The following is a 16,893-nucleotide window of genomic DNA, read 5'->3' as shown; positions in this document are numbered from 1 at the left end:
GGGCGATGGCGGCACCGGGGGAGACGAGGCCGGAAGCGGCTTCGGTCCGCAACGAGTTCGCGCTCGAGCGGTATCGGTACATCCTTCAGCAGATACACGCGGTCAACGAGAACGCCCACCGCTTCCTGGCCCTCTACCAGACGCTCGCCACGGGACTCGTCAGCGCGGCCCTCGCCCTCTTCGTGGGCTACCGCAAGTGGGACGTGCCGCCCGCCACCGCACGAGGCGGAGTCATCGGGCTGCTGACCCTCGTCACCGTGGTCGCCGCGTTCACCAGCACACTCATCGTGGTGGGCGCCCTGTCCTGGCTCGACTTTCGCAACGAAGAGTGCGACCTCGTCGACGAGATCGTCGGCCCCGGCTTCCGCAAGCGCCCACGTCCCGGCAACTTCCTTCGCTGGTACGAGACTTACGTGCTGCTCTTCATCCTCGTCTCGGTGATCACCATGTGGGTGCTCGCCGCGTTTCTCCTCCTGCCGGCAATGAGGTGATCGTCCCCGGTGTCAGAGCACGACTACACCAGCACGCCCCTGTGGCAGGACACCCTCGCCCCGCGTCCGGGCGGTGACGCCCAGGCCGAACAGCGCGAACGGCTGCGGACGTCGTACGTCGAACTACGCAGGAAGGCGGCCGTTCTCCTTAAGGAGAACGAGCGCAGCATGCCCGACTTCACCGTGCACGACATCAGCCATGTCGACGCGCTGTGGGAGACGGCCGATCTCGTGTGCGGGCGGCAGGTGACGTTGAATCCCGCCGAGGCATATGTGCTGGGCTGTGCCTTCGTGTTGCACGACGCGGCGATGGGCGAGGCGGCGTACGGGACGAGTGTGCGCGAGACCCTGGGCGAGAAGCGGTGGCGCGATCTGGTGTCGGTGACGTACTACGAGCGGCGTGGGTGCTGGCCGGACGGCGAGGAACTCGACTCGCCGCCCGACGAGGTCACGGACGCCTGCCTGGCGACGGCGATCCGGCAGACGCATGCCGAGCAGGCCCGACGACTGGTGGATCAGCCCTGGCAGTCCAGCACGGGCAACCCGATGTTCCTGATCGAGGAAGTCCAACTGCGCGAGGTCTACGGCCCGCTGATCGGTGACCTGGCGGCCAGCCACTGGTGGCCGGTGGGACGGCTCGCGGGCGAATTCGGGCACACCATAGGCTCGTTGCCCTGGCAGCCGAGCGAGTGGACCATCGAACCGCTGAAGCTGGCCTGCGTTCTGCGACTGGCCGACGCGACGCAGATCGACAGCCGCCGGGCTCCGACCCTGCTGTTCTCCCTACGCAATCCGCTGGGCACGGCACGCGAGCACTGGCGGTTCCAGGAACACATCAGCCGCCCGCATCTGAAGGGCGACCGGGTGCGGTACACCTCGCTGCGCCCCTTCTCCTCGCAGGACGCGGCGTCCTGGTGGCTGGCCCTCGACTATCTGCGCCGAATCGACGAGGAGTTGAAGTCGGTCGACTCCCTCTTACACGACCTCGGCCGGGATCGGCTCGCCGCCCGCGCGGTCGCCGGGGTTGACTCCCCCGAGCGCTTCGCCGAACTCTTCCGCGTGCAGGGCTGGCGCCCCATCGACGCGACCGTCAAGGTCTCCGACGTCCCTGCCCTGGTCAAGAGCCTGGGCGGGGAGCAGCTGTACGGCGACGAGCCCGAGGTCGCCGTACGGGAACTGATCCAGAACGCTCAGGACGCCGTCCAGGCTCGCCGCGCTCTGCAACCCGGCTTCACGGAGGGGCGCATCGAGGTACGGCTGACCGAGACCGGCGGCGGCTGGTGCCTGGAGATCCGCGACAACGGCATCGGCATGGACGAGGAGACCCTCATCCACGGTCTCCTCGACTTCGGCAAGAGTGGCTGGAGTTCCCCGAGTATCCGCAACAGGCTCCCCGGACTGGCCGACGGCGGCTTCCGGCCCAGCGGCCGGTTCGGCATCGGCTTCTTCTCAGTCTTCCTGCTCGGCGACCGCGTCGAGCTGACCACCCGTCGCTACGACTCTTCCACCCACGACGCCCGTCGCCTCACCTTCGACGGTCCCGATCGTCGCCCCCTGCTCACGCCTCTGCCCACACAGGACTGGGTTCCGGAGGGCACGACCGTGCACGTCACGCTCAAGAGAGGCCCAAACGACGTAAAGGGAGTGCTCTACAAGACCGATGACGATCGGCTCACCCAGCTGGTCCGGCGGCTGGCACTGGAGAACGCGGTGCCCATCCACAGCTGGGAACCCGGCACCACCGCACCCGATGTCCTGGCCCCCTTCTCGCTGGCCGCGGGAGCACCGGACGAGGTCTTCGACCGCCTCTACCCTCCCGCAGCCGACAACCGGCGCGTCGGAGAGGAGAAGCAACGCCTCCAGTTGCGGGACGACTTTATCGCGCGGGCTACCGAGCTGCTGGACGGCAAAGGAAGGCGCATCGGACTGGCCACGCTCTGGAACGACATGTACTACCTGTCTCGGCGCCACTTCCAGGGGATCGTCACGGTGAACGGCCTGCTCGCCGACGAGTCGATTTCCTTCGCAGGCTACCTCGCCGGTCAGCCCAGCCGGGCTTCACGGGACCGGGCGGGCCTCGTCGCGAACCAGGACCAGATTCGGCTCTGGATGCGACGGCAGGAGCAACAACTCCGTGGCAACGGGCAGTTCGGAGACCCGGTCCAGCTGGAGCTGGCCTACACCCTCAACAACGCGTTCAACGAACTCGCCGACGACGTCGCCTTTGCCCTCACGGCGGAGGGTGTCCTGCGCCCGGCCGACATCGCCGACTGGACCGCACGGAAGAACGAGGTCTTCATGGCTACCGGTCTGCCCCTGACCTGGCGAAGCCGACCTCCGGAGGTCTATCACTACCTGTCCGGGCAGACTGTGCAGCTCCCCGACAACTGGATCGTCATCACCGCCAGAGTCCTCAACCCACCGCTGTCCGACGTCTTCCCAGATGTCGAGAATCGCGACCTCGCATACGAGTCCGCGCGCAACGACATCATGCCGACCTGGCAGAAGGAATGGTGGCGCTTGTCGGGCGGCCTCTACGGACGCTTCCTGCGAGCCCTATGCCAGACATGGTCGTGCACGGTCGAGTCCCTGCTCTCACCCGTCGAACAACGCAACTGGTCCGACGCCCGCCACCTGGACGAGGAGAGCCCGGTCCCCATCTCGGGCTACCTCCTAACCCGCCCCCCGGCCTGAAGGCGCTGAAGGAGAGCGGCGAGGCCAGTGGGAGTGAGCGGGAGTATTCGGTCAGGGTCGTCGCTCTCGCGGAGGAGTACCTGCTCTTCGGAGGCCGCCACTTCCACGCAGTTTGCCCCGTCGCTTCCGCTGGAGAAGGTCGACTTCTGCCACAGGATCACGTCTACAGCTCCTTCGCCAGACGATGGAGGTAGTCCCGGGACCGGGCCGGTTCGAGGGACACCGCTTCCACCTTACGAAAGAGCGTTCGCAGGGACAGGAGTTGGGCCGGTGCGTCGATGAAGGCCGTCCCCTGAGGGGTGTCCCGCTGAGCCGTATCCAGCGCGGGCACCCGACCGCCGGCGTACAGGAGCTCCGCACTCGCACCCGCGAAGCCGTCCACGTCAAACGGAATCACCCGTACGGTGACGCCGGGAGCGTCAGACCGTTCCAGTACGGCATCAAGCTGAGCCCGTGCCACACGCCGGTTCGCGACCCGGGTACGCAGCACCGGTTCGTGCAATACCGCCGTGTATGGAGCCATCCCAAGGTCTACCTGTCGCCGTATCCGGTGCTCGACCCTCAACTCCATCTCGTTTTCCGGGATTTCGGGTCGCCAGTAGGCAAATACAGCACGTGCGTAGTCCTCGATCTGCAGCAAACCCGGTACATGCGCCGTGGCGATCTCCTGCAGGAACGTCGCATGGTGCTGCAACTCCGCCAAATCGAGGAACATGGGCGGCAGCCCGTCCCGGTACTCCTCCCACCATCCATCGGTGCGCTCCGTCGCCATCCCCACCAGCGCGTCGATCAACTGCGTGTCCGTGCAGGCGTATTGAGCCGCAATCCGCCGCACTCGTGCCTCACTGACGCCGGCGACGCCTGACTCGATCTGGCTCATCGTCACCGAGATCGTTCCCAGCGACTCGGCCGCCTGGCGCGCCGTCAGACCCGCCGCTTCTCGCAGCCTGCGCAACTCCCGCCCCAGCCGCCGCTGTCGGGCTGTCGGCTGCTTCCGTGGCACCTACGCCTCCCACCTCCACCACATTGGGTGACCAGGTTACGACAACAGGTTGCGCCGTACTAACTTTATTCTCTACCGTCAGTGACGCGACGCACACCCTGCGGAACACCGGGACCCCGGAAGCGCACCGCCCCGCCCTGCCATGACGGCCGCGACAAGCCACCGCCCGCCAACCCGCAACGCATTCCCACCCCCAATTCCCCCTCCCTGACCAGGAGTCACGCATGCCCGAAACCGAGGAACCAGCCACCCCAGCCGCCCCAGCCGCCCCCTGGGAATACACCCTCACCATCCCCCACGACCTCCGCGCAGTCACCGTCAGCCGCCGCACCCTCCGCCTGATCCTCACGATGCACGGACTGATCGGCCTGGTCGACACCGCCGAACTCCTGGCAACGGAGCTGGTCTCCAACGCCGTACGCCACACGAAAGGCCCGGTAATCCTGCGGGTCTCCTGGAAACCCGGCACCCTCCGCGTCGGCGCCTGGGACGCGAACCCCGAACCCCCGGAACCACCAAGGGAGTTGGCCAAGCTCCTGGACCTGGAGGAGGGCCGCGGTCTGGGCCTGGTCAAGGCCTGCGCGGACCTGTGGGGCTGGCAGCCGCTGTCCAGGAACGGCAGCAAGGGCAAATACGTCTGGTGCGAACTGACCACGGCTGCCTGAACGTTCACTCGCCCCTCGAAAGAGTGAACCCATCCCGATCGGCCGGACAACCCGGTCCTTGATCCATCTAGGTTGCGCACATGGTCACATCAACCCACGAGGCGACCCACCGGCTCTTCCAGGAGCATCCGGAGGCCCTCACCCTCGTCTTCGAGTCACTGGGCATCCCGCCGCCCGCGAAGTCGGACTTCGGCTCGATCACACCCGACGCCACCGAGATCCGGCCCCTGGAGCGCCGAGTGGACACGGTGCTCAAGTTCGAACCCGCCATGGGAGAGAGCTTCCTGCTCGCCATCGAGGCCCAGACCAAAAAGGACCCGGACAAGGCAAAGAGCTGGGCGTACTACGTGGCGCACCTCAGCGCGAAGTACGACATGCCGGTGCTGCTGGTGGCCGTCTGCCGGGACCGGTCGACAGCGAAGTGGGCAGCCGGTCCCTTCGAGTGCGCTGTCGGTCCGTGGTCGACCCAGGTCACGCGTCCGTTCGTGCTGGGACCGGGCACGGTCCCGGTGATCACCGACGAGTCGATGGTGACCCGGCAGCCAGCGTTGTCGGTGCTCTCGGCGATCGTTCATAGCGACGACCGCAGAGCGCCCGCCATACTGGAAGCGATGCTCCGTGGACTCCTGTCATTCGATCCGGACACCACGGCGTACTGGTTCGAGGTGATGGAAGTCGGCCTGGAGAACACTCCGGCCAAGGAGAAATGGAGAGATCTGATGTCGAAGGTCATCACCCACTTCCCGGGCCACGGGACGCTGTTCGAGGAGAAGTACCTGGAGGGCAAGGCCGAAGGGAAGGCCGAGGGCAAGACGGAGGGCAAAGCCGAAGACCGCGCCTCGCTGATCCTGCGCGTGCTGGAAAAGCATGGCATCGACGTCCCTGAGCCCATCCGTGAACGCATCACCTCCTGCACCGACCTCGACACCCTCACCCTCTGGTTCGACCGTTCCCTGACCGCGTCCGCGGCGGAGGATCTGTTCGTCGAGAGCCCTGGGGCACCGCAGCACCAGGCCGGAACCGACCAGGTCTGACGACTCAAGGCCGAACGGGCGGGCCGTACGTAAGACGCCGTTGGTGGCAGCGCCGCGGCCTCGGCTGATCTCTCACGCCGCCACCACAGCTCCCAGCGCCGCCCGCGCCGTAGCGATATGGGCAAGGCCCTCCTTGGCCACCCGCGTCGCCTCGGCGTACTCGTCCGCCGTGTGGGCCGAGGCCAGCCGGGTCCCGGCGGCGCGGTGGCACTCGGCGGCGTCGGTCAGTGCGCGGGTCGCCGTCTCGCCGGCTCCCGCCCAGATCCGCGCCTCGGGGACCGACAGGCTCGCGCCGAGCCGTAGCACCCAGCCGCTGGCCTCGACCTCCGCGTCCAGGTCGGACAGGGCCCGTGGCCGGTGCGAGCGGCGCTGCGCGACGACGGCGAACGCCGCCCCGGCTGTCAACAGCAGTGCGAGTACGACGTATCCCATCGCTTCCTCCCGGCCTTCACGGTCCACGGGCCGGGCGGTTCCGGCCTCGTACGTCCATGACACGCCCTGCCTCTGTGCGGGCACATCGATATTCCTGTGCGTCCGCTGCGAGGTTTCCATGGCGGGGTGCCAGAGAGCCGTACGAGGCCGGTGTGGCGTCAGCCTGTCGTGGCCGACGGTGATGCCGAAGCCGACGGGCCCGGGCCTCCGCCGCCCTCCCCGTCGTTCGTCTCGTCCGGTGCCACCGCCAGCGTCAGCCGCGCGTGTACGCCCCGGCCGATGTGCCGTCTGTCGTACTTGAGGTAGAGCAGGCCGCCCTCGTGGCCGTTCTGCGGGTAGATGCCGTCCTCGGTGAGGGTCGTGCGGGTCGTCGTGTTGGAGACGTACGGCTCCAGGACCGCCGTCGCGAGGACCGACTTCTCGTCGAAGAAGAGCTGGCCCGTGTGGCAGGTGTGGCCGCCCTCGTAGCCCGCGTCCGTCCACTCGCCGTCGACGTGGACCTTGACGTGGATGTGGACGCAGCGGCCCTGGTACCAGCCGGGGAACACCGTCTTGAACGTGACCTGGCCGTGGCGGTCGGTGTGCCAGGTGCCGCGCAGGAAGCGGTCGTCGTCGGTCGGATCCTGGTGACCTCCGCCGCCACCGGGCGGCGGGCCACCCGTCGGGGTGCCGGTCGGGGTACCGGAGGGCGGTGCGCCCGTGGGGGCCGGCCCGCCGCCCCCGCCCGCCTCGTAGCCGGAGTAGACGCCCGTCGCGTTGCAGTGCCAGATGTCCACGGCCGCGTTGCGGAGCGGTCTGCACGTGTCGGCGTCGATCACCTTCAGGGCCAGGGTGAGCGGGATGCCCTCCTGGTCCTCCGTCACATCGCGGCGGATCTTGTCGGCGTCGATGTAGTACGGGCCCTCGACCAGTTCCGAGGTGAGTGTGTAGCAGGCGTCCTGGGGCACGTCCTCGGGCGCCGCCGAAGCGTTCGCCGCGAGGGTGCCGCCGACACCCACCGCCGTCACCGCCGCACCCCCGGCCACCAGGACCGTACGGCGCGCCAACTGCCCCTTTTCCTCGGGGACTTCAGAATCCATGGGGGGTACTCGGGTATCCGTCATGCCCTGGACGCTAGGGGCGCCCCGCATGACATGAACATGAGAATGCGCTGTGAATCCTGTGAGCAAGCGAAAGGGCTCGAAACCGATGCCGGTTCCGAGCCCCAACTTCCGCCAGATGCCTACTACTTCCTACTACTTCGGCTGCGGCTTCCGCACCGACAGATGCAGCTCCCGCAGTCGCGTCTCGTCCAGCTCCGTCGGTGCGCCCATCATCAGGTCCTGGGCGTTGCCGTTGAGCGGGAAGGAGATCGTCTCGCGGATGTTCGGCTCCTCCGCGAGCAGCATGACGATGCGGTCGACGCCGGGGGCGATCCCGCCGTGCGGCGGGGCGCCGAAGCGGAACGCGCGCAGCATGCCGGCGAACTGCTCCTCGACGGTCTCGCGGTCGTAGCCCGCGATCTCGAAGGCCTTGAGCATGATGTCCGGCTCGTGGTTCCGGATCGCGCCGGAGGACAGCTCGACGCCGTTGCAGACGATGTCGTACTGCCAGCCCAGGATGTCCAGCGGGTCCTGGGTCTCCAGGGCCTCCAGACCGCCCTGCGGCATCGAGAACGGGTTGTGCGAGAAGTCGATCTTCCCGGTCTCCTCGTCCTTCTCGTACATCGGGAAGTCGACGATCCAGCAGAAGCGGAAGACGTTCTCTTCGAAGTGGCCGGCACGCTTCGCGGCCTCCACCCGCACCGCGCCCATGATCTTCGAGACCTCTTCGAACTCGCCCGCGCCGAAGAAGACCGCGTGGCCGGCGGCCAGCGACAGGCGCTTGGTCAGCTCGGCGACGTTCTCCTCCGTGAGGAACTTCGCGATCGGGCCCGTCAGCGAACCGTCCTCGGTCACACGGACCCAGGCCAGGCCCTTCGCGCCGAGGGTGACCGCGAAGTCGCCGAGCTGGTCGAAGAACTTGCGGGGCTGGGCGGAGACGTCCGGCACCGGCAGCGCGCGCACGTGCTTGCCGGCGAACGCCTTGAACTCCGAGCCCTCGAAGATGTCGGTGATGTCGGTGAGTTCGAGCTTGGCGCGCAGGTCCGGCTTGTCGGAGCCGTACTTCAGCATCGACTCGCGGAACGGGATCCGCGGGAAGGGCGAGGTGACCTCCTGGCCGCCGCCGAACTCCGTGAACAGCTCCGTCATGAGCTTCTCGATCGGCTGGAAGACGTCCTCCTGCTCGACGAAGCTCATCTCGACGTCGAGCTGGTAGAACTCGCCCGGCGAGCGGTCCGCACGCGCGTCCTCGTCGCGGAAGCAGGGCGCGATCTGGAAGTAGCGGTCGAAGCCGGAGATCATCAGCAGCTGCTTGAACTGCTGCGGGGCCTGCGGGAGGGCGTAGAACTTGCCCGGGTTCAGGCGGGACGGGACCACGAAGTCGCGCGCGCCCTCGGGGGAGGTCGCGGAGAGGATCGGGGTGGCCATCTCGTTGAAGCCGAGGGCGACCATCTTCGAGCGGATCGAGGCGATCACCGAGGACCGCAGCATGATGTTGCGGTGCATGCGCTCGCGGCGCAGGTCCAGGAAGCGGTACTCAAGGCGCCGCTCCTCGTTGACCCCGTCCTCGGTGTTGATCGTGAAGGGCAGCGGGGCGGCGGCACCGAGCAGCTCGACCTCGCCGACCTCGACCTCGATCTCACCGGTCGGCAGGTCCGGGTTCACGTTGTCCGTGCCCCGGGAGACGACCTTGCCGTCGACGCGGACCGTCGACTCCTTCGTGACCTTGTCGAGAGCCTCGTACGCGGGCGTACCGGGGCGGGCGACGAGCTGCGTGATGCCGTAGTGATCGCGCAGATCGATGAAGAGGATGCCGCCCAGGTCGCGCCGATTGTGCAGCCAGCCACTCAGCCGGACGTCGGTGCCGACGTCAGAGGCGCGGAGCTCGCCGCAGGTGTGGGACCTGTACCGATGCATCGTCGTTCATCCAGCCTTCGCGGATCGGGGAGTGTTTCACGTGAAACGTCCGGGGCCGGAGCCCGGACGTCCCAAGGGTACCGGCCACCCATTGATCGCCTCCCCACCACTAACCGGGGACCCCATCGGTGGCACTTACCGATCTCCTCTTCTTAGAGTGGGTCAATGCGCACTGGTGAGCCCCTGCCCGCCGTGGGGGAGGTACTCGCCGCCCTCGCGACCGGTCTGTGGCATTGGGACACCGCCACGGAGCTGGTCACGGTGGACGCCGAGGCCGCACGGCTGCTCGGGCTGCCCGCCGAGCCGACCACCCTCACGGAGGCCCAGACCCGGGCCAGACTTCACCCCGTCGACTGGAACGAGATCGCCGGGGTCGTCGGCCTTGCCGTCGCCGAAGACACCCTCGCCGAGGTCCGCATCCGGATCATGGACGGACGGGGCCGGGTGATCCGCACCGTCCGCAGCCGTTCCAAGCCGTCCTACGACCCCAAGACCCGGTCGTTCGAGCTGATCGGCACCCTCCAGGAGGTCACCGAGCCCACGCCGGGCACGCCCGCCGGGCGGACGGCGGTCACCGGTGACTGGCGGCGCTCCCGCGAGGCGTTCCTGCTGGACGCGGGCCGCGCGCTCGCGGAGGCACGGTCCACGGCGGAGGTGCTGCGGGTCGCGGCGGGCCTGTCGATGCCGGGCTTCTCCCCGGACGGCCTCGCCGTGTTCGGGGTGTCGGGCGACCGGCTCACGATCATCGGGCACCACGGGCACCAGCCCGGCGACGAGGACCCGTTCTCGCACATGTCCACGGGGACCGACTATCCGGCCGCCGAGGTCGTCCGGACCGGCCGTGCCGTGTATCTGTCCACGCCCGAGCAGTACAAGTCCCGCTACCCGGTCACCTGGCCCCTCGCGCAGCACTTCCACCGGCAGTCCTGGGCGTTCCTGCCGCTGACCGTCGCCGGGCGCACGATGGGCGCCTGGATGGCCGCCTTCACCTATCCCGTCGCCTTCACTCCGGACGAGCGGTCCGTCCTCACCACGGTCGCCCGGATGCTCGCCCAGGCCCTGTCCCGGGCCGGTGTCGCCGAGTCCGAGCGGGAACTGACCGACGGACTCCAGCGCTCGATGCTGCCCACTCTGGGCCCGGAGATCCCGGGCATGAGCGTCGCCGCCCGCTACATACCGACGGGCGGCGGCCTCCAGGTCGGCGGCGACTGGTACGACATGATCCCGCTGCCGAACGGGAGAATCGCGCTGGTCATCGGCGACGTCCAGGGGCACGACGTGCGCGCCGCCGGGCTGATGGGGCAGCTCCGCATCGCCCTGCGCGCCTACGCCTCCGAGGGCCACCGCCCGGACGCCGTGCTGTCGCGCGCCTCCCGCTTCCTGCACGGCATCACCAACGGCGGCGCGGAGATCACCGACCCGCGCTTCGCGACCTGCCTCTACGTCGAGGCCGACCCGGAGACCGGCGTGCTGGAGATCGCCCGCGCCGGCCATCCCGACCCCGCGATACGCATGGCGGACGGGACGGTGCTGACACGGCCCACGGCCGGCGGGCTGCCGCTCGGCATCGACCCGGACGCCGACTATCCGACGACCACGCTCGCCCTGGAGTCCGGCGAGACCATGCTGATCTGCACCGACGGGCTGATCGAGACCGGCGGCCACGACCTGGAGACCGGCTGGCAGCGCATCCGGACCATCCTGGAGGAGCACAAGGGCGACCTGGAGGAACTGGCCGACGCGCTCGTCCAGGCCGTCCACGGGCCCTCCTCGCACCACACCACCGGCCCGCTCGCCGACCGCCGCGAGGACGACATCGCCGTACTCCTGCTGTCCCGGGAGGGCGAGAGCTGCGGCTGCGGCGACACCGTGACCGAGGCGCCGAAGATCCGCCGTACGGTCCTCACGGTCGCGCAGGCCGAGCCCGAACGGATCGCGGTGGCCCGGCAGCAGCTGCGCGAACTCCTCCACGACTGGACCGGCGACGACCAGGTCGACTCGGCGGTGCTGCTCGTCTCCGAGATGCTCACCAACGTCCTCGTGCACACCGACGCCGACGCCCTGCTGACCGCCGAGGTGGCCGGTGAACCCGGTGAGCGGCGGATGCGGGTCGAGGTCACGGACGCGGGCGATGACCTCCCGCACAAGCGGCACCCCGGTGAACTGGCGTCCTCCGGGCGCGGGTTGCTGCTGATCGAGCTGCTCGCCGAGACCTGGGGCGTGGACCCGAGGGGCGAGGGCAAGAGCATCTGGTTCGAGCTCTACGAGTCCGACGGCGACGGTTCCGCGGCGGGGTCCGCCGTGCCGTAGCGGGCCCGCAGTTCGTGGACGACGCCGAAGACGGCGGCCGTCAGCGGGACCGCGAGCAGCATGCCGAGGATGCCGGCCACGGAGGCTCCGGCGGTGATCGCGATCATCACGACCGCCGGGTGCATCTGCACGGTCCGGCTCTGGATCGCCGGCTGGAGGACGTGTCCCTCCAGGACCTGCACCGCGACGACGATCCCGAGGACCCACAGCGCGATGACGGCACCCCGGTCGGCGAGCGCGACCAGCACGGCGACCGCGCCGGACAGGAACGCGCCGAGGTAGGGGACGTAGGCGCCGAGGAAGACCAGTGCGGCCAGGCCCACCGCCCCGGGCACGTCCAGCACGAGCAGGCCGATGCCGATGCAGGTGGCGTCGATGAGGGCGATCACGGTGGTGCCGCGCATGAAGCCCTCGACGCCCTCGAAGGCCCGGCGCGCCATGGCCTCGACGACGTCGGCGGTGCCGTGCGGGGCGAGCGAGCGCAGCAGTCCGGTGGCGAGGTGGGAGTCGCGCAGGAAGAAGAAGACGAGCAGCAGCGCCAGTACGGCCATGGCGATGGCCTCGCCGACGACACTGACCCCGCTGATCACGTTGGAGGCGGCCGTCCCGCCGAACTTGGTGAGCAGTTCCTTGGCGTTGGAGGCCAGGTCGTCCAGTGAGGTCCCGGCGGCCCCGAAGTGGTCGGAGACGGAGTTCGCCGCGTCCTTGAGCGAGGACACGATCTGGTCCCCGGTGTCGATCAGCGCGGCCACGACGATGTAGACGGCACCGCCGACCGCGGCGACGACGGCGACACAGGTGATGGCCGCGGCCACGGACCGGTTGACCCCGGCCTTCACCAGCCGCCGGTACAGCGGCCCGAGCAGCGCGGTGCCGAGCAGGGCGAGCAGCACGGGCGTGACCGCGGTCCTGAACTCGGCGCAGAGCCGGATCCCGACGTAGACGACCCCGGAGACGAGCAGGACGACGGCGCACCAGGCGGCGAGCCGTCGTACGGGATCCGGGAGCAGCTGCACGGTCCCAGCCGACCACGCGGAAGGCGGGCCGTCCCGTGGGGACGGCCCGCCCGGGTGACGGACTCAGCAGGTGGGGCCCACCGCGTCGATCCGATTGCCGAAGTTGGTGTCGTAGGCCTGGGCGTAGTCGCCGGAGAGGACCGGCCGCTTCTCCTGCGGGCTCCAGTCGATGAAGCACGCGTTGGCGTTGGCCTTGAAGGAGTACACGTGGTCGTGCAGGTTGGAGGGCATGTCGCGGTACCCGGAGCCGGGGCTCCACCGCCAGGGGGTGCCCGAGTAGTTCCTGTCGTGCCAGAAGCAGATCTCCCCCGCCCCGCAGTTCTCGTCAGCGCGGTGCGACGCGGCGCTCGCGGCTTGCTGGGTGGAGGGGGTACGGGCCTGGGTGGGGCTCGCCGCGCCGGTCAGGGCGAGACAGGTGGCTGCCAGGGCGACGGCCGGACTCATGCGGATACGCACGGGTGACTTCCTTGCATTCGACGTCCACTTTCAGGCCGTCTCTTTCCATGAGCGGGACCTTCATGCCCCGGCCGGGTCCGGCTCACCCGGACGGAGGACCCGGGCCCGACCGCCGACCCGCATGCCGAAAGCCCCGTCCGGACAGGGACGGGGCTTCGGGAAGTTCCGCTCTACGAAGGCTCTACGAAGGCTCTATGAACGCTCCACGAAGGCTTACAGGCCGCCCTCGCCCATCCCGTGCACGGCGGGGATGGTGCCCAGCCGGCCCTTCTGGAAGTCCTCGAAGGCCTGCTGGAGTTCCTCGCGGGTGTTCATGACGAACGGGCCGTAGTGCGCCATCGGCTCCCGGATCGGCTGCCCGCCGAGGATGACGACCTCCAGGTCCGGGGTGTTGGAGTCCTGTTGCTCGTCCGCGCGGACGGTCAGCGAGGAGCCGGCGCCGAAGACGGCGGTCTGGCCCAGGTGGATCGGGCGGCGGTCGGCGCCGACCGAGCCCTTGCCGGCCATGACGTAGACGAGGCCGTTGAAGTCCTCGCGCCAGGGCAGGGTCAGCTCCGCGCCCGGGGCCACGGTGGCGTGCACCATCGTGATCGGGGTGTGGGTGACGCCGGGGCCCTCGTGGCCGTCCAGCTCACCGGCGATGACGCGCAGGAGGGCGCCGCCGTCGGGGGTGGTCAGCAGCTGCACCTGGCCGCCGCGGATGTCCTGGTAGCGCGGGGCCATCATCTTGTCCTTGGCCGGGAGGTTCACCCACAGCTGGAGCCCGTGGAAGAGCCCGCCGGACACGACGAGGGACTCCGGCGGCGCCTCGATGTGCAGCAGGCCCGCGCCCGCCGTCATCCACTGGGTGTCGCCGTTGGTGATGGTGCCGCCGCCACCGTTGGAGTCCTGGTGGTCGAAGACGCCGTCGATGATGTAGGTGACGGTCTCGAAGCCGCGGTGCGGGTGCCAGGGGGTGCCCTTGGGCTCGCCCGGCGCGTACTCCACCTCGCCCATCTGGTCCATCATGATGAACGGGTCGAGGTGGCGGTAGTTGATCCCGGCGAACGCGCGGCGCACCGGGAAGCCCTCACCCTCGAAACCGCCGGGTGCGGTCGTGACGGTGAGCACGGGACGTGCCACGGCGTCGGCCGGCGCGGCCACGCGGGGCAGGGTCAGCGGGTTCTCTACGGTCACTGCAGGCATGTCGGGACCTCCTTGTGCGTCGAGTTTAGTTGAGCGTTGAACTTTCTGCTACCCCACAACAGAAGAAGCCCGGAGGGCATTCCCTCCGGGCGTCGTGTGCAACGGGCGACGGACCTCAGCCGTACATGCGGCGCATCGCGAACTCCACCATCTGCTCGACCGCCTTCGCGTCGAACACCATGCGGTGCTCGCCCTCCATGTCGACGACGAAGCCGTAGCCCGTCGGCAGCAGGTCGATCACCTCGGCGCCGGTGATCACGAAGTACTTGGACTCCTTGCCGGCGTAGCGGCGCAGCTCCTTCAGCGAGGTGAACATCGGGATCACCGGCTGCTGGGTGTTGTGGAGCGCGAGGAAGCCCGGGTTGTCGCCGCGCGGACAGTAGACCTTGGAGGTCGCGAAGACCTGCTGGAAGTCCTCCGCGGCCATCTGCCCGGTGGTGAACGCGCGTACCGCGTCCGCCAGCGAGGGCGGGGACGGCTCGGGGTAGAGCGGTGGCTGCTGGCCGTAGCCGCCCACGCCACCGGCCATCTGCTGCTGGGGCGGGACGTACCCCTGCTGAGCCCCGACGTTCTGGTCGTAGCCGTACATGCCCGCAAGAGTACTGAGTCACAGATGGACGGCTTGGGGTTGCGTCTTATTACCGACGGGTAGCATCATCGTAGCTACTGCTTAGTACAAGTCTCGTTGTACATATCTCTTACGGAGTCGTCGCCATGGGGCACTACAAGTCGAATCTCCGCGACATCGAGTTCAACCTCTTCGAGGTCCTCGGGCGCGACAAGCTGTACGGCACCGGTCCGTTCGCGGAGATGGACACGGACACCGCGAAGAGCGTCCTGGAGGAGCTGACCCGGCTCGCGGAGAACGAGCTGGCGGAGTCCTTCGCCGACGCCGACCGCAACCCGCCGCTCTTCGACCCCGAGACGAACACCGCGCCCGTGCCGGCCTCCTTCAAGAAGAGCTACAAGGCCTTCATGGAGAGCGAGTACTGGCGGCTCGGCCTGCCCGAGGCGATCGGCGGTACGACGGCTCCCCCCTCCCTGATCTGGTCGTACGCGGAGCTGATCCTCGGCGCCAACCCGGCCGTGTGGATGTACTCCTCCGGTCCGGCCTTCGCCGGGATCCTCTACGACGAGGGCAACGACGTACAGAAGAAGATCGCGCAGCTCGCGGTGGAGCGGACCTGGGGTTCGACCATGGTGCTCACCGAGCCCGACGCGGGGTCGGATGTCGGCGCGGGCCGGACGAAGGCCATTCAGCAGGAGGACGGCTCCTGGCACATCGAGGGCGTCAAGCGCTTCATCACCTCCGGTGAGCACGACATGGAGGAGAACATCCTCCACTACGTGCTCGCGCGGCCGGAGGGCCACGGGCCGGGCACCAAGGGGCTCTCCCTCTTCCTCGTGCCGAAGTTCCTCTTCGACGTCGAGACCGGCGAGCTGGGCGAGCGCAACGGCGTCTACGCCACCAACGTCGAGCACAAGATGGGCCTCAAGGCCTCCAACACCTGCGAGATGACCTTCGGCGACCGCCACCCCGCCAAGGGCTGGCTGATCGGCGACAAGCACGACGGCATCCGCCAGATGTTCCGGATTATTGAATTCGCTCGCATGATGGTCGGCACCAAGGCCATCTCGACACTCTCGACCGGCTACCTCAACGCCCTTGAGTACGCCAAGGAGCGCGTCCAGGGTCCCGACCTCGCGGCCTTCGGCGACAAGACCGCGCCCAAGGTCACCATCACGCACCACCCGGACGTGCGCCGCTCGCTGATCACGCAGAAGGCGTACGCCGAGGGCATGCGCGCCCTGGTGCTGTACACCGCCTCCATCCAGGACGCGATCGCCGTCAAGGAGGCGAACGGCGAGGACTCGAAGGCCGAGCACGCGCTCAACGACCTGCTCCTGCCGATCGTCAAGGGCTACGGCTCCGAGAAGGGCTACGAGCAGCTCGCCCAGTCGCTGCAGACCTTCGGCGGCTCCGGGTTCCTCCAGGAGTACCCGATCGAGCAGTACATCCGGGACGCCAAGATCGACACCCTGTACGAGGGCACCACCGCGATCCAGGGCCAGGACTTCTTCTTCCGGAAGATCGTCCGCAACCAGGGCGCGGCCCTCAACTCCCTCGCCGAGGACATCAAGAAGTTCCTCGCGCTGGGCACGGGCGGCGAGGAGCTGGCCGGTGCCCGTGAGCACCTCGCCAAGGCGGCCGTCGAGCTGGAGGCCATCGTCGGCCTGATGCTCACCGACCTCGCGGCGACCGAAGAGGACGTCAAGAACATCTACAAGGTGGGCCTCAACACCACCCGCCTGCTGCTCGCCTCCGGTGACGTCGTCGTCGGCTACCTGCTCCTCAAGGGTGCCGCCGTCGCCGTAGAAAAACTGGAGACGGCATCGGCGAAGGACAAGCCCTTCTACACCGGCAAGATCGCGGCTGCTAAGTTCTTCGCGGCCAACGTGCTGCCCGGTCTCACCCTGGCCCGCAAGGTCGCCGAGGGTGTCGAGCTGGACCTGATGGAACTGGACGAAGCCGCCTTCTAGCCGACCGGAGAACCCGTTCCGGGACAGACCGGAACAGCTTCGCGAAACCCCACATCGCCCTCGCGAG

Annotated in this window: 15 protein-coding genes; 6 read left to right on the top strand and 9 right to left on the bottom strand. The window is 68.5% G+C overall.

The window, feature by feature from the left end:
- Positions 1 to 5: 5 nt before the first annotated feature.
- Together ACIBJH_RS20835 and ACIBJH_RS20830 are read left to right on the top strand one after the other, a co-directional pair.
- Complete coding sequence (locus tag ACIBJH_RS20835) at positions 6 to 491, top strand: hypothetical protein (RefSeq protein ID WP_399118300.1); 486 nt, start codon at positions 6 to 8, stop codon at positions 489 to 491.
- A 9-nt stretch (positions 492 to 500) separates the two neighbouring features.
- Complete coding sequence (locus ACIBJH_RS20830) at positions 501 to 3,185, top strand: ATP-binding protein (RefSeq protein ID WP_399118299.1); 2,685 nt, start codon at positions 501 to 503, stop codon at positions 3,183 to 3,185.
- Here ACIBJH_RS20830 and ACIBJH_RS20825 read toward each other — a convergent pair.
- Positions 3,158 to 3,346, bottom strand: coding sequence for a DUF397 domain-containing protein (locus ACIBJH_RS20825; protein WP_399118298.1), 189 nt, complete (start codon positions 3,344 to 3,346; stop codon positions 3,158 to 3,160). The genes ACIBJH_RS20830 and ACIBJH_RS20825 overlap by 28 nt on opposite strands.
- 2 nt (positions 3,347 to 3,348) lie before the next feature.
- On the bottom strand, positions 3,349 to 4,188 hold the full coding sequence (locus ACIBJH_RS20820) for a helix-turn-helix transcriptional regulator (RefSeq protein ID WP_399118297.1): 840 nt from the start codon (positions 4,186 to 4,188) through the stop codon (positions 3,349 to 3,351).
- Between the two features lie 224 nt (positions 4,189 to 4,412).
- Between ACIBJH_RS20820 and ACIBJH_RS20815 the strand changes: the two genes are divergently transcribed.
- Together ACIBJH_RS20815 and ACIBJH_RS20810 are read left to right on the top strand one after the other, a co-directional pair.
- A complete protein-coding gene (locus tag ACIBJH_RS20815; RefSeq protein WP_399118296.1) occupies positions 4,413 to 4,853 on the top strand; it encodes an ATP-binding protein in 441 nt (146 codons plus the stop codon).
- Positions 4,854 to 4,933: 80 nt separating this feature from the next.
- Positions 4,934 to 5,887 carry a hypothetical protein gene (locus tag ACIBJH_RS20810; protein ID WP_399118295.1) on the top strand — a complete coding sequence of 318 codons (954 nt, stop codon included), beginning with the start codon at positions 4,934 to 4,936 and terminating at the stop codon, positions 5,885 to 5,887.
- Positions 5,888 to 5,959: 72 nt separating this feature from the next.
- Here the strand turns inward: ACIBJH_RS20810 and ACIBJH_RS20805 are convergent, their stop codons facing one another.
- The 3 genes from ACIBJH_RS20805 to aspS all read right to left on the bottom strand — a co-directional run bounded on the left by ACIBJH_RS20805 (position 5,960) and on the right by aspS (position 9,318).
- On the bottom strand, positions 5,960 to 6,403 hold the full coding sequence (locus ACIBJH_RS20805) for a hypothetical protein (RefSeq protein ID WP_399118294.1): 444 nt from the start codon (positions 6,401 to 6,403) through the stop codon (positions 5,960 to 5,962).
- Positions 6,404 to 6,477: 74 nt separating this feature from the next.
- Positions 6,478 to 7,398, bottom strand: coding sequence for an intradiol ring-cleavage dioxygenase (locus tag ACIBJH_RS20800; RefSeq protein WP_399118293.1), 921 nt, complete (start codon positions 7,396 to 7,398; stop codon positions 6,478 to 6,480).
- A gap of 156 nt (positions 7,399 to 7,554) precedes the next feature.
- On the bottom strand, positions 7,555 to 9,318 hold the full coding sequence (gene aspS, locus ACIBJH_RS20795) for an aspartate--tRNA ligase (protein WP_399118292.1): 1,764 nt from the start codon (positions 9,316 to 9,318) through the stop codon (positions 7,555 to 7,557).
- Between the two features lie 165 nt (positions 9,319 to 9,483).
- On the opposite strand from aspS, the gene ACIBJH_RS20790 reads away from it, so the two are divergent.
- Positions 9,484 to 11,628 carry a SpoIIE family protein phosphatase gene (locus tag ACIBJH_RS20790; RefSeq protein WP_399118291.1) on the top strand — a complete coding sequence of 715 codons (2,145 nt, stop codon included), beginning with the start codon at positions 9,484 to 9,486 and terminating at the stop codon, positions 11,626 to 11,628.
- On the opposite strand, the gene ACIBJH_RS20785 is transcribed toward ACIBJH_RS20790, so the two are convergent.
- The 4 genes from ACIBJH_RS20785 to ACIBJH_RS20770 all read right to left on the bottom strand — a co-directional run bounded on the left by ACIBJH_RS20785 (position 11,580) and on the right by ACIBJH_RS20770 (position 14,874).
- Positions 11,580 to 12,644: an AI-2E family transporter gene (locus tag ACIBJH_RS20785; RefSeq protein WP_399118290.1), complete on the bottom strand. Its 1,065-nt coding sequence runs from the start codon at positions 12,642 to 12,644 to the stop codon at positions 11,580 to 11,582. The genes ACIBJH_RS20790 and ACIBJH_RS20785 overlap by 49 nt on opposite strands.
- Before the next feature lie 63 nt (positions 12,645 to 12,707).
- Complete coding sequence (locus tag ACIBJH_RS20780; protein ID WP_399118289.1) at positions 12,708 to 13,100, bottom strand: peptidase inhibitor family I36 protein; 393 nt, start codon at positions 13,098 to 13,100, stop codon at positions 12,708 to 12,710.
- A 213-nt stretch (positions 13,101 to 13,313) separates the two neighbouring features.
- On the bottom strand, positions 13,314 to 14,285 hold the full coding sequence (locus tag ACIBJH_RS20775; protein ID WP_399118288.1) for a pirin family protein: 972 nt from the start codon (positions 14,283 to 14,285) through the stop codon (positions 13,314 to 13,316).
- 115 nt (positions 14,286 to 14,400) lie between these two features.
- Positions 14,401 to 14,874 (bottom strand): SseB family protein, encoded by a 474-nt coding sequence (locus tag ACIBJH_RS20770; protein WP_019073480.1) that lies wholly within the window; start codon positions 14,872 to 14,874, stop codon positions 14,401 to 14,403.
- Positions 14,875 to 14,999: 125 nt separating this feature from the next.
- Between ACIBJH_RS20770 and ACIBJH_RS20765 the strand changes: the two genes are divergently transcribed.
- Positions 15,000 to 16,826, top strand: a complete 1,827-nt coding sequence (locus ACIBJH_RS20765) for an acyl-CoA dehydrogenase (RefSeq protein WP_399118287.1) — start codon at positions 15,000 to 15,002, stop codon at positions 16,824 to 16,826.
- Positions 16,827 to 16,893 lie beyond the last annotated feature (67 nt).

The sequence above is a fragment of the Streptomyces sp. NPDC050548 genome, assembly GCF_044457385.1.
Classification (GTDB): Bacteria; Actinomycetota; Actinomycetes; order Streptomycetales; family Streptomycetaceae; genus Streptomyces.
Note: the sequence above shows the minus strand (reverse complement) of the source record. Positions and strands in the feature narration are given on the sequence as shown.